Genomic DNA, 13221 nt, shown 5'->3' with positions numbered 1-13221 from the left:
TTTTGAGTGCCGCAGAACAAGCGGCAGAAAGCGAGGACCTTATGGAATTTTTCAACAGCGCAGTCGATACTTTGCAGACCATCGTAGTCGGTCTGGGCGGTGCCCTGTGTGTCTGGGGCGGCATCAACCTGTTGGAGGGCTATGGACAGGATAACCCCGGCAGCAAGAGCCAGGGCGTCAAGCAGCTGGTCGCGGGCGGCGGCGTTGCCCTGATCGGCGTGACCCTTGTCCCGCTGCTGTCCGGGCTGCTGGGCTAAGTCCTGCATCGCTGCCCACAATTTTCCGAACGACTAACACTTAAAATCCTACGCCGCGCTCTCCCGCTCACATGGGAGGGCGTGGGAAAGGAGGTATCTTTGCTTGATTAGTGAGATCATCGAGAAATGGATAAAAGGCATTTTGATCGATGGCATCACGGGCAACTTCTCCGGCCTGTTCGATAACGTGAACGCCAAGGTGGGCGAAATCGCTTCGGATGTCGGCTCTACCCCGCAGGCGTGGAACAGCGGCATTTTCAATATGCTGCGCAGTCTTTCCGAAACGGTGGTGCTGCCCATTGCAGCGGCTATCCTTGCCCTTGTGATATGCCATGAGCTTATCCAGATGATTACCGAAAAGAACAATATGCACGACTTCGACACCTCCATGTTCTTCCGCTGGATTTTCAAGTCTGCCTTTGCCATCCTCATTGTCAGCAACACATGGAATATCGTTATGGGTGTGTTCGATGCCACCCAGAGCGTTGTCAACCAAAGTTCCGGCGTTATCATCGGTGAAACATCCATCCACTTTGACCGCCTGATACCCGGACTGGAATTTCAGCTGGAAAGCATGACCATTGGCAGTCTGCTCAGCCTGTGGTTCCAGACCCTTGTAGTGGGCCTGACCATGAACATCCTGTCCATCTGCATCTTTCTTGTGACCTACGGCCGCATGATTGAAATATATGTGGTCACAGCGTTAGGCCCTATCCCGCTTGCCACCATGGGCAGCAGCGAGTGGCGCAGCACCGGGCAAAATTATTTGAAGTCTTTGCTGGCACTGGGTTTCCAAGCGTTCCTGATTATGATTGTCGTGGGCGTCTATGCGGTGCTGATACGCAACATTTCGGGCGCGGCGGACATTGCCGGGGCCATCTGGGGCTGCATGGGCTACACCGTGCTGCTCTGCTTCTGTCTGTTCAAGACCGGCAGCATCAGCAAATCCGTGTTCGGTGCCCATTGAAAAAGGAGCGTTTGAATGGCGTATGTGACCGTTCCCAAAGATTTGACCCATGTAAAATCCAAAGTCTTATTCGGGCTGACCAAGCGGCAGCTGGTCTGCTTCGGCGGTGCGCTTTTAACGGGCGGACCGCTTTATTTTTTGGCCCGGAACTATCTTTCCAACAGTGCGGCGGCTTTGCTGATGATTTTTGCCATGCTGCCGGGGCTGCTGTTCGCTCTGTTTGAGCGGCACGGCCAGCCCCTTGAAGTAGTGATTCAGCAAATGATTCAGTGCTGCTTTATCCGTCCCAAGGAAAGGCGCTATCAGACCAACAATGCTTACGCCGCCCTTGTGCGGCAATACAAAATGGAACAGGAGGTAAAGGCCATTGTCCAGAAAAACGACACCCCGCGAAACCGAAAAGCCCAAAAAGCTCACCCGCGCCCAGAAAAAAGAAATTGATGCCGTTCTCCGCAAGTACAAGGGTGACGGCAAGCCCCGCACGGCACAGGCCACCATCCCGTATGAGGCCATCTACCCGGACGGTGTGTGCCGCATTGACCGCCGCACGTTCTCCAAGTGCATTACCTTTGAGGACATCAGCTATCAGCTGGCTCAGCCGGAGACCCGCACCGCCATCTTTGAACACCTGTGCGACCTCTACAACTATGTGGATGCTTCCATCCATGTGCAGCTTTCGTTTTTGAATCGCAAGGTTGACCCGGTACAGTACGCAAAAAGTTTTGAGATCGCACCGCAGGGGGATGATTTTGACGACATCCGCGCCGAGTACACCGCCATCCTGCAAAAACAGCTTGCCAGCGGCAACAACGGCATTGTGAAAACCAAGTACCTGACGTTCACCATCGAGGCCGACAGCCTGAAAACTGCGCGGGCTCGGCTGACCCGCATTGGTCTTGACCTGCTGGGCTATTTCAAGACCATGGGCTGCGTGGCGCACGTCATGGACGGACAGGCGCGTTTGGAGGTGCTGCACGGCATCTTCCACCCGGACGGGGAACCGTTCCGCTTTGACTGGGACTGGCTGGCGCCCTCCGGCCTGTCCACTAAGGATTTTGTGGCCCCGTCCTCCCTCTGCTTCGGCACGGCCAAGACTTTTGGACTGGGCGGCAAATATGGAGCTGTGAGCTTTTTACAAATCCTTGCGCCGGAACTTTCGGATGAAATGCTGGCCGATTTTCTCAAAACGGAAAGCGGCATTCTCGTCAATCTCCATGTGCAGGCCATCGACCAGACCGAGGCCATCAAAACCATCAAGCGGAAGATCACAGACCTTGACGCCATGAAGATTCAGGAGCAGAAAAAGGCTGTCCGTTCCGGGTACGACATGGACATCCTGCCCAGCGACCTTGCCACTTACGGCGAGGACGCCAAAAAGCTGCTGAACAAATTGCAGACCCGGAACGAACGGCTTTTCATGCTGACCTTTCTTGTGCTGAATGTGGCCGACACCAAGCAAAAGCTGGGCAACGATGTGTTCCAAGCCGCAGGTGTGGCACAGAAGTATAACTGCTCGCTTGTCCGGCTGGACTACCAGCAGGAACAGGGCCTTGTGTCCAGCCTGCCGCTGGGCATCAACCAGATAAAGATTCAGCGCAGCCTTACCACCTCCAACGTGGCGGTGTTCGTGCCCTTTGTGACGCAGGAACTTTTCCAGAGCGGGGCAGCCATGTACTACGGCATCAACGCAAAATCCCACAACATGATCATGCTGGACCGCAAGCAGGCCCGGTGTCCCAACGGCCTAAAGCTGGGTACGCCCGGCAGCGGCAAATCCATGAGCTGCAAGTCCGAAATCGTCAGTGTGTTTTTAACGACTGCTGACGATATTTTTATTTCAGACCCAGAGGCCGAGTATTACCCGCTGGTCAAGCGGCTGCATGGGCAGGTCATCAAACTTTCGCCCACCAGCAAGGACTATGTGAATCCTCTGGACATCAACCTGAACTACTCCGAAGATGACAGCCCGCTGGCCTTGAAGTCGGATTTTGTGCTGTCGTTCTGTGAGCTGGTCATGGGCGGCAAAACAGGTCTGGAAGCGATTGAACGCACCGTGATAGACCGTGCCGTGAAAGCCATCTACCGCCCCTATCTGGCGAATCCCAGCCCAGAGAATATGCCGATTTTATCTGACCTCCACCAAGCCCTGCTCGACCAGCACTTGCCGGAAGCGGACCGGGTAGCGCAGGCATTGGACTTGTATGTGTCCGGCTCGCTGAATGTGTTTAACCACAAAACGAATGTGGACATCCACAACCGGCTTGTGGCCTTTGACATCAAAGAGTTAGGAAAACAGTTAAAAAAATTGGGGATGCTCATTATCCAAGACCAGATATGGGGCCGCGTCACCCAGAACCGCAGCCAAGGCCGGGCCACATGGTATTTTGCAGACGAGTTCCACCTTTTGCTGAAAGAGGAACAGACCGCCGCGTACAGCGCCGAGATTTGGAAGCGCTTCCGCAAATGGGGCGGCGTGCCCACAGGTGCCACCCAAAATGTGAAGGACCTTCTTTCTTCCCCGGAGATTGAGAACATTCTGGAAAACAGCGACTTCATCACGCTGCTGAATCAGGCATCCGGCGACCGCAAAATCCTTTCGGAACGGCTGAACCTCTCCGCAGACCAGCAGAAGTACATCGACAATTCGGAACCGGGCGAAGGACTGCTGATTTTTGAAAACGTGGTGCTTCCGTTTTCCAACCCCATCCCGAAAAACACACAGCTCTATAAGATCATGACCACCCGGCTCAGCGAGGTGGTGGAGCTATGAGCTTAACACATTTCAGCTTGTTTTCCGGCATCGGCGGCATCGACCTTGCCGCAGAAGCAGCGGGTTTTACTTCGGTCTGTCAATGCGAGTGGGCGGCCTTTCCCGCCGCTGTGCTGGCAAGCCACTGGCCGGAGGTGCCCCGTTTTCAGGACATCACCACCGTAACAAAGGAGGCTTTCTTTGAAAAAACAGGACTTCGCACCGTCACCCTCATTTCAGGTGGCTTCCCGTGCCAGCCGTTCTCCACCGCAGGGCGGCAGCGCGGCTTCCACGATGAACGCTATCTCTGGCCCGAAATGCTGCGGGTCATCCGGGAACTGCAGCCCCGTTGGGTGCTTGGAGAAAATGTTGCTGGCTTCCTCCGTATGGGGCTCGACAAAACGCTCATTGACTTGGAGCAGGCAGGTTACGATGTTCGGGTTTTCGTATTACCTGCTGCTGCCGTTGGCGCGTGGCACGAGCGGAAACGAGTATTCATCATCGGCTCCGCTGCTTCCCACACCCCTTGCCAGCGACACCGGGGATGTGGGCAAGGGGCTGGACATCCAAATCTCTGCGAATGGCAGTTACCGCAAGATGAACAAGGACGGCAAGGCGTGGACGGCGCGGCTTTCCCATGTGGTCTACCGCATGACCCCCACCACGCTGGAAAAGCCCTACCTCAACCCGGACTGGGTAGAGTGGCTGATGGGTTTCCCGCGCAAATGGACGGACATTCCCTTTGGGCCGAAGAACCCGCCGACATCCCGCGCCTGACCGAAGAGGTGCCGAACCGCAGCAAGCGGATGAAAACACTGGGCAATGCAGTTTCGCCGCCGCAGGTGTTCCCGATTCTCAAATACATTGCGGACATTGAAACGGGCCGCTGTCCGATGGGAGGTGAAGAACTTTGAAAGAATTGCAGGCGAAAGCCAAAGTCACCCAGACCATGACCCGTGATGGTCTGGTGATGGAAAATCAAGCGGACGGCACTGTAGAGAATGTTTCCAGTCGGGAAGCGGAACAGGATTACTCAACGGATTCCGAGGGCAAGACCGAAAAAATACTGGAACGCACCGAGGACGTAAAGGACAAGCACAAGGCAAAGAAAAAAGCCAAACAAGCTGCGGAAACCGCCGGGAGTGAAGATGGTCTGCACGGTTCGGCAGCGCGTCTGGAACTGACCGAGGAAGAACGGGCAGACCCAGAGTTGCAGCCGTATATCCAAAAGGCGGGAGCGAAAGCCGACAAACTGGATGCAGCCCGCGCCGCTCTGCCGAAAAAGCGCGTCCCGGTCAAGGGAAAAGTCTACGATGCTGTCAGCGGCAAGGCAAAATCCACCCTGCGGTTTGAGCAGCAGGACAAAGGCCCGCCCAGCCTGAAACCAAACCCGGCCAGCCGCCCGCTGTCGGAAGCATTGCTGTTCGCTCACGGAAAAATCCACGAGGTCGAACACGAAAATGTGGGCGTGGAGGGCGGCCACAAAGGTGAAGAACTGGTGGAGCGTCAGACCGCCAAAGCCATCCGCAGCGGCATCCGGCACCACAAGATGAAGCCCTACAAGGCCGTGGAAAAGGCAGAGCGTCAGCTCATGTCTGCCAATGCAGAATACTTTTACCAGAAATCCTTGCGGGACAATCCGCAAATTGCACAGGCGGCCAGCAACCCCATTTCCCGGATGTGGCAGAAACGGCGTATCAAACAGCAGTATGCCAAAGCTGCACGGCAGGCCGGACAAGCCGCCGCGCAGGGTGCAGCCGCCACCGCAGAGAACGGTTTCCGGGTAACGAAGCTGGCGGCCGAGGGCGGCGAACGGGTAGCCGAATTTGCGGCCCGGAACTGGAAAACCATTCTGATCGTGGCGGTGTTCGGTCTGCTGGCTCTGCTCCTGATAACGGGTTTGCAGTCCTGCACCGTGATGGCGGGCACCGCTGGAACCGGCGTGACGGCATCTTCTTATTTTTCCAAGGACAAGGATATGCTGGGTGCAGAGAAGGCTTATGCCAAGCTGGAACAAAAGCTGCAACGTTATCTCGACACCTACGAGGCCACCCACAACTATGACGAGTATCATTTTTATCTGGATGAAATCGAGCATGACCCCTATGTGCTGATCTCGATTTTGTCCGCGCTGCATGACGGCGTGTTCACACTGGCCGAGGTGCAGGGCGAACTTGAAATGCTCTTTGAAAAGCAATACATCCTGACCGAGACCGTGACCATGCAGATACGCTACCGTACAAAAATGATGGTCATTATTGGCCCGTATGGTGTGCCGCAAGTTATCACCTACCAAGAACCGTATGAATACTACATCTGCACGGTCAAGCTGAAAAACAAGGATTTGTCCCATTTGCCCGTGGAAGTGCTGACCGAAGAACAACTCAGTGCTTATTCGCTCTATATGCGCACGCTGGGCAACCGGCCGGATTTGTTCGGGCAGGCACAGTACCCCAATGCGTCCACCATCAAGCAGCCCATCTATTACGATATTCCCCCGGAAGCACTAAAGGATGATAGGTTTGCCGCCATGATGGAGGAAGCCACGAAGTACATCGGCTACCCGTATGTGTGGGGCGGCAGTTCGCCCAGCACCAGCTTTGATTGCAGCGGCTACATTTCGTGGGTGCTGAATCACTCCGGCTGGAATGTGGGCCGCCAGACCGCACAGGGCCTTTACAACCTCTGTACTCCTGTTTCGACGGCGCAGGTCAAACCGGGCGACCTTGTGTTTTTCAAGGGAACCTACGATACCCCCGGCGTGAGCCATTGCGGTATCTATGTGGGCAATTCCATCATGCTGCACTGCGGCGACCCGATCTCTTACACAAACCTCAACTCGAAATATTGGCAAGAACATTTTTACAGCTATGGGCGTTTACCGTGACGCCAGAAAGGATTTTGTATGGCAAAAAGACTTTCTCGCATTGAGCGCGACATTGAACGGCTCAAAGAAAAAATCAGCGAATACCAGCAGCAGTTGAAAGAACTGGAAGCTGAAAAGACCGAACAGGAAAATTTGCAGATCATTCAGTTGGTGCGCAGCATGAATATGAAGCCGGACGAGTTTGCGGCCTTCCTGCGCAGCGGTGCGCTGAACGCCGCTCCTACCGTCACCCCGTACCACAAACAGGAGGATGCCGCCGATGAAACCTGACAACTGGAACCGTTTCGCTGCCGGACTGCTGGCTATCCTGCTCTGCCTCTGCTCCTTTTCCATGCCCGCTTTCGCAAGCGGTACTGACCCTGCCCCGGAACCTCTGCCGGAGATTATCGAAGAAGAACCCACTACGGGCGGCATGGAGCCGGAGGGTGTGCCCATCACGCCCAAGGGCAATGCAACACTGGTGGATGACTTTTACGGCGACAAGCAGCTTATCACAGTGACCACCAAGGCCGGGAATTATTATTACATTCTCATTGACCGTGCCAACGAGGACAAGGAAACGTCCGTTCACTTCCTGAACCAAGTGGACGATGCCGACTTGCTGGCCCTGCTGGATGAAGAACCGCAGGAAACCGAAGTCTGCACCTGCACGGTGAAATGTGAGGCCGGAAACGTCAACGAAAACTGCCCCTTGTGTGAAAAGAGCCTGCGCAACTGCACGGCCCCGGAAGCGGTGAAAACCGACACCGAAACGCCAGAGGAAAAGCCGAAGTCCAACATGGGCTGTCTGATGATCCTGTTGGTGCTGGCTCTGGCGGGCGGCGGTGCAGCCCTCTATTATTTCAAGCTCCGCAAACCCAAGGCCGACACCACCGGGCACGATGATTTGGACGAATACGATTTTGGCGAGGATGAGGATGCAGACGAGGAACCGGCTGAAATCGAGATTCATTCGGAGGACGGACAGGAGGATGAAACATGAGTTTTCAGCTGGTGATTGCCGAAAAGCCCAGTGTGGCCCGTAGCATCGCCGCCGTGATCGGGGCAAGCGAAAAACAAACCGGCTACTGGCAGGGTGGCGGGTATCTGGTCAGCTGGTGCATCGGGCATCTGGTGTCCTTTGCCGAGGCTGGCCAGTACGACGAAAAATACTGTAAGTGGCGGTATGAGGATTTGCCCATCCTGCCCCAGCCGTGGCAGTTCATTGTCCCGGACGAAAAGAAACAGCAGTTTGAAGTTCTGCGTGCCCTGCTCAACCGCCCGGACGTGGACAGCGTGACCGCCGCGACCGATGCAGGACAGTGCGGTTGGGTGACTTAAGAGAAAGGAAAAAGAGACCTCATCTCGTTGAAAATCAAATCCAAAATCATTTAAGGAGCAATTCAAATGAAACGAAATCAGTATTTCGACCATAATCACTCTCAAAAAGCGCTTTCCTACCGCTACAACATGGACACCAACCGGGTGGAAGCCCAATTTAATGATGGCACTATCGTCAATTTCGCATTATTGTAATAACAGATTGCTTCTTCCATGAATGGTAATATTATCATCAAACTTTTGGAAGAACTATAAATGTCCGAGGTGCCTTTGATTTCGACAAAAAAACAGGCTGAATTGTTACAAAGCTCGGACATTTCAAAAGAATTTTTTGAAAAACACTAAAGAAGCGGAGCAGCTAAAATCTGCTCCGCTTCGATATGATTGATCTAAGGATGTTTTGCTATTTGATTAAACTCACTCTGTCAACCGCAATCGCTCCACAACTGGAAGGTTAACGTCAGTTTTGTAGACCCATATAGGCACAATAAGGCAGATTAGCAACACCAGTCCAGACACCAGCACCAGTGGGATAAATGGATAGGAGAAAACAGCATAATAGGCCACTTTACTAAAAATCATATATAGCAAGATGAAGATTGCTGTTCCAATGGTGACTGCAAGGGAAAGGGAAACGCCCCAATAATAGAAACCTTCCATAAATAGCATTCGTTTGATTTGTCGCTTTGTCATTCCAATGCTTTCAAGAACAGCTAATTCATAGCGCCGAGTATTTACATTGACAACCATTGTATTGACAAAGTTCATGACACCAACAAGCAGCAGGATCACGGACAACCCTGTTCCTAAAACCTTTGCTGTAATGAGATATTCCTGCATTTCTTCTCGCCGTTCATATCGGGATATAATATCAATGTTAGCTTGTGATGCGGTGATTTGCTTTAATTCTTGCAGTATACTTTCGTCATGTTGACCATCCGTATCAAAGGCCACGCGGAACACTCTATATTGCGGAAAGAGTTCTTTCAAAGCTGTTTGACTAATATACAAATCAGGAGCCGTCCCTCTCTCATTGCCTCCTCCTGCTCGAAACCCTTCATTCAAATAACCGTTCGCTACAATAAAGGAATGCTGTCCGTTCTGCGTCTGGATTGTTATTTCCTGCCCCGGCTGAATAAGGTCTTCTACTGTTTTGGACAGCAGCACAACCTTTCCTTGTTCAAAGGCAGACGTGTCAATAGGCAAGTTTAAGGTTTTATTGATTTCTTCCAAATATGCACTGTCAATTCCAAAAACCCCACTAAAAAAGTTTTGCTGATAATTTTCTAATTTTGCCGGATCAGAAAAATCAATGCCGTTTACTCCGTCTAATGACGCAAGAAACTCGTGAAATACAGCATCGTCATATACAACATCTGCTACTACTTGAGGATAAGGTGCATAGGTCAACCTCAAATTCTCAATGCCGTCAAGCTGACCAACCTCTGAAACCATTTCGCTGGAAATTAAATCTTCTCTTTCGTGGATACTATATGTGAGTGCAAAATCGCTTACTCCCCATTGGCTCACATAATTCTCCGGGTTTAAACCATGTAATAGCCCTGTGACGACAAGGAACAAGGAAAGGCCGAAAAAAAGCGATGCAAAAACAAGGGTTGTACTCTTAGCATTACGAAAGACATTGTTCCATGCCATTCTGGACAACTTCATTTTGCTACAATTTCTGGCGCTACTCTTTGTGCTGGCTGCTGTATATTGGAGTGCTGCTATTGGTGAAACACTTCCGGCAATTTTGGCGGGCTTCATGCTTGCAATCATAACGGTAATGAACGTAAATATGGCCGCTCCTATGAAAATAAACGGCGAAAAAGATACTTTTGTTCCCACATCAGAATTTGTTGAATACATCATATTCAGGAAGTAAGGAACAATGCCAAAGGAAACAACCGCACCAAGTAACAGACCAATCGGAATACCAATACAAGAGATTCTGATTGCCTGCTTATAGATAATTCTCTTTATCTGCCTTTGGGTCGTTCCAATCGTTTTAAGACGGCCATAGAATTGCACATCTTTTATGACAGAGACATAAAGAATATTATAAATCAGCAGATAGCCGCTAAAGGATATAAAAACTGCTAAAATTATTACAGCTAAAATAATAGTTCCACCATTTGCCTGTTCTAATGGTACAATTTCAAATGTTTGCCCTTCTGTAAAGTCAATCTCACGCCGCAATCTTTCACAGTTTTTGTCAGCATTATCATTGCCTTGAAAACGGATCATTGCCGTAACACTATTATCCAGTGATACATTTAAGCTATCCTTAAAAGCGGATGAAACATAAACATAACCACGATTATTTGTGCGCACTGGAATGTAGTCCGTATAGTAGCCCGACAGCAAAAAGGTGTCCGTGACATAATCATAGCTATCGCCAATTTGGTATGACAACACAATCTCCATCCCTATTTGCGGATCAGAAATGCCCATCTGTTCAAGCACCCATGTAGGTAGCATAATTTCGTTTTTACTTGATGGGTAATTTCCTACAACACCTGATATAGTAGGAAGACGGTGGTGTTCCCACTCTGTATCATTTATCCATACTACACCTAATCTTGCGTTTCTCAGTTGTTCTGTATCAACACTACCTAAACGCTGCTGTATACCTACGTCAAGGACAAGGTTTGATTTTGAAATTTCAACCAACTGATTTTCTGTTACATTTGTGATTCCGACATCAGCGGTAGTTCCCATTAACCGAATTTGTTGCATTTGGTAGGTTTCAAAGTAACTAAAACCAATACTGAATGTCGCAGTTATCATAAATGCAGTTAGCACAAGAGCAATGATTGCAAATAAATTACGCTGCCGTTCACGATGCAAACTGCGCTTTGCCAGCTTCTTTTCAATGTCACTGGTATCATTTTCAAAAGGCCATGTCATAGCTTGCCACCTCCTTATTCCACAATCCTGCCATCCTCAATGCGGACAATCCGATCTGCAAGGCGGGCTATGTCGTCATTGTGGGTAATCATTACAACGGTTTGCCGGAACTCCGCGCTGGTGCGCTTGATAAGTCCCAGCACCTCGGCGCTGGTCTTGCTGTCAAGGTTACCGGTTGGCTCATCGGCCAGCACAATAGCCGGTTTGGTAATCAGAGCGCGGGCAATCGCCACACGCTGCTGCTGTCCGCCAGAAAGATTATTCGGCATATTTTTCAGTTTATCTTCCAGCCCCAGCAGGTGAACGATCTCGTCCAAAAACTTCTGATCCACCGTGTCCCCGTCCAGCTCCACCGGCAGGACGATGTTCTCATACACATTCAGAATAGGAACAAGGTTATAGTTCTGGAAGATAAAGCCGATGTTGCGGCGGCGAAAGATGGTAAGCTGTTCATCGTTCTTCTTTGCCAGTTCTTCGCCCCGGACGATCACGGTTCCGCTGGTGGGAGTGTCCAGCCCGCCCATCATGTGAAGCAGGGTGGACTTGCCGCTGCCGGATGTTCCCACAACGGCCACAAACTCGCCGTCCTCCACGGAGAAGTTCACACCGTCAAGGGCGCGGGTAATGTTCGGCTCTGTGCCGTAATACTTTTTCAGATCAATCGCCTGTAAAACGCTCATACTCAAAACTCCTTTCAAGGCTTTCTGCCTGTTGATAAGGCTATTGTAAAACCCAAATGTCCGCGAAATGTTACAGCGGCCAAAAAATTTCATTGAAAATCGGGGGTGAAATGTTACAACGCTCGGACATTTCCGCCGAAAAACTGCCACTGGCAGCTTTATCGGCACACTGTTGCGAAAAGACTTACGGCGGGCAGCCGGAAATGGCCGTCCGCCGCGTTCTATTTTGTCGGCAGCATAATGGAAAATTCTGAACCCTTGCCCGGCTCCGAAACCACTTTGATATAGCCGCCTTGCCGCGTTACGATCTCGCGGGCCAGATACAGGCCAATGCCCACGCCCTGCTGTTCGTGTACTTCTTCCTCACGATAGAAGCGCCGGAAGATGGCAGCCTGATTGCTTTCGGAAATGCCCTTGCCGGTGTCGACTACTTTGATCTCCACATACATTTCCCACAGCACCACTGACACGGCGATTTTCCCGCCTGCCGGGGTGTACTTCACTGCATTGTCCAGCAGGTTAAAGAGGGCTTCGGATGTCCACTTGCTGTCATGGAAAACGGTCAAATCCTCCGGGCAGTCCACGGACACGGCAATTTCCTTTTTCTCCGCTGCATACACGATCCCACTCATGGCCTGCGCCACGGTATCAAAAAGGCGGCCCGGCTTCTTATCCAACTGGATCACGCCCGTTTCCAGCCGGGAGGTTTTCACAAGGGCCTGAAAGAGAAAGTCCAGCTTATCCGTCTGGCTGCGGATTCCCCGGATAAAGTCGGTGCGCTCCGCCTCAGTCATGGGCTTTTCCAGCAGGGTATCCGTCGCCATTTTCAGATTGCTTACCGGCGTTTTCACCTGATGGGAAATATCCGATACAAGGGTCTGTAACTCCTGCCGTTCCTCGTCCACCCGGCGGCGGTTCTCCTGCATGATCTGGTAAAGCCTTGCCAGCCGGTGTCCAATTCTGGCAAGCTGGGTTTCGCTGTCCTCTGGCCGCTGGGGTGCTTCATTTCCGGCGATCATGTGGTCTAAGGTCTGGCACAGGTCAGCGGTAAACTGCGACAACCGCTTTCCAAACGCCTGCGTCAGTACAAAAATCCCCACAAGGGCGCACAACAGCAGCGCCCCGCCCGTCAGCAGCACCGCCGTCTGTTTTGTCACAAGAAACAGGGCTATGGTGATCCCGGACATGGAGAGGACAAGCCCTATTGCCACCCGGCCAAACAGCCGCTTTACCGATAGATTTTGAAACTTCATTTTGCCTCGCCTCCCGTCCATTGATAGCCCATACCGTAAACGGTCTTGATGTATGGCACACCTCCGTCGGCTTCAATCTTGCTGCGAATCCGGCTGATGGAGGTTGTCAGGGTGTGTTCGTCCACAAACCTCTCGTCTATATCCCACAGCTTTTCCAAAAGCTGCCCACGGGTCAGCACTTGCCGGGGATTTTTGCGG

The 13221-nt window shown here is 51.8% G+C and carries 13 protein-coding genes and 1 pseudogene; 10 read left to right on the top strand and 4 right to left on the bottom strand.

The window, feature by feature from the left end:
• The first annotated feature begins 41 nt into the window (after window positions 1-41).
• The 10 genes and pseudogenes from J3351_RS08575 to J3351_RS14165 all read left to right on the top strand — a co-directional run bounded on the left by J3351_RS08575 (window position 42) and on the right by J3351_RS14165 (window position 8375).
• Window positions 42-257 carry a Maff2 family mobile element protein gene (locus tag J3351_RS08575; RefSeq protein WP_005922889.1) on the top strand — a complete coding sequence of 72 codons (216 nt, stop codon included), beginning with the start codon at window positions 42-44 and terminating at the stop codon, window positions 255-257.
• A 103-nt stretch (window positions 258-360) separates the two neighbouring features.
• The gene (locus J3351_RS08570) at window positions 361-1224 is read left to right on the top strand and encodes a VirB6/TrbL-like conjugal transfer protein, CD1112 family (RefSeq protein WP_207697536.1); all 864 of its coding nucleotides are present in this window, start codon (window positions 361-363) and stop codon (window positions 1222-1224) included.
• Between the two features lie 15 nt (window positions 1225-1239).
• Window positions 1240-1665, top strand: coding sequence for a PrgI family protein (locus J3351_RS08565; RefSeq protein ID WP_207697535.1), 426 nt, complete (start codon window positions 1240-1242; stop codon window positions 1663-1665).
• Window positions 1592-3994 (top strand): VirB4-like conjugal transfer ATPase, CD1110 family, encoded by a 2403-nt coding sequence (locus J3351_RS08560; protein ID WP_207697534.1) that lies wholly within the window; start codon window positions 1592-1594, stop codon window positions 3992-3994. Before J3351_RS08565 ends, J3351_RS08560 begins: the two co-directional genes overlap by 74 nt.
• Entirely contained in the window at window positions 3991-4887 is an 897-nt protein-coding gene (locus J3351_RS08555; protein ID WP_207697533.1) for a DNA cytosine methyltransferase, read from the top strand. Before J3351_RS08560 ends, J3351_RS08555 begins: the two co-directional genes overlap by 4 nt.
• A complete protein-coding gene (locus J3351_RS08550; protein WP_207697532.1) occupies window positions 4884-6860 on the top strand; it encodes a C40 family peptidase in 1977 nt (658 codons plus the stop codon). Before J3351_RS08555 ends, J3351_RS08550 begins: the two co-directional genes overlap by 4 nt.
• A gap of 18 nt (window positions 6861-6878) precedes the next feature.
• A complete protein-coding gene (locus J3351_RS08545) occupies window positions 6879-7130 on the top strand; it encodes a DUF4315 family protein (protein WP_097769763.1) in 252 nt (83 codons plus the stop codon).
• Window positions 7120-7842 (top strand): DUF4366 domain-containing protein, encoded by a 723-nt coding sequence (locus tag J3351_RS08540; protein WP_207697531.1) that lies wholly within the window; start codon window positions 7120-7122, stop codon window positions 7840-7842. Before J3351_RS08545 ends, J3351_RS08540 begins: the two co-directional genes overlap by 11 nt.
• Window positions 7839-8168, top strand: a pseudogene (locus tag J3351_RS08535) (toprim domain-containing protein); the annotation flags it as partial. The gene J3351_RS08540 and the pseudogene J3351_RS08535, both read left to right, overlap by 4 nt.
• A 78-nt stretch (window positions 8169-8246) precedes the next feature.
• Window positions 8247-8375, top strand: a complete 129-nt coding sequence (locus J3351_RS14165; RefSeq protein WP_242699359.1) for a DUF6061 family protein — start codon at window positions 8247-8249, stop codon at window positions 8373-8375.
• Between the two features lie 222 nt (window positions 8376-8597).
• Here the strand turns inward: J3351_RS14165 and J3351_RS08530 are convergent, their stop codons facing one another.
• The 4 genes from J3351_RS08530 to J3351_RS08515 all read right to left on the bottom strand — a co-directional run.
• Window positions 8598-11090, bottom strand: a complete 2493-nt coding sequence (locus tag J3351_RS08530; protein ID WP_014079455.1) for an ABC transporter permease — start codon at window positions 11088-11090, stop codon at window positions 8598-8600.
• 14 nt (window positions 11091-11104) lie between these two features.
• Window positions 11105-11770, bottom strand: coding sequence for an ABC transporter ATP-binding protein (locus J3351_RS08525; RefSeq protein ID WP_014079454.1), 666 nt, complete (start codon window positions 11768-11770; stop codon window positions 11105-11107).
• A 221-nt stretch (window positions 11771-11991) separates the two neighbouring features.
• The gene (locus tag J3351_RS08520) at window positions 11992-13023 is read right to left on the bottom strand and encodes a sensor histidine kinase KdpD (protein WP_207697530.1); all 1032 of its coding nucleotides are present in this window, start codon (window positions 13021-13023) and stop codon (window positions 11992-11994) included.
• Window positions 13020-13221 (bottom strand): winged helix-turn-helix domain-containing protein (locus J3351_RS08515; RefSeq protein ID WP_207697529.1); only part of this gene is annotated, 202 nt, incomplete at its 5' end. The genes J3351_RS08520 and J3351_RS08515, both read right to left, overlap by 4 nt.

The sequence above is a fragment of the Faecalibacterium sp. Marseille-Q0746 genome (assembly GCF_017377595.1).
Lineage (GTDB): Bacteria > Bacillota > Clostridia > Oscillospirales > Ruminococcaceae > Faecalibacterium > Faecalibacterium duncaniae.
This window is presented reverse-complemented; position numbering and strand designations above follow the sequence as displayed.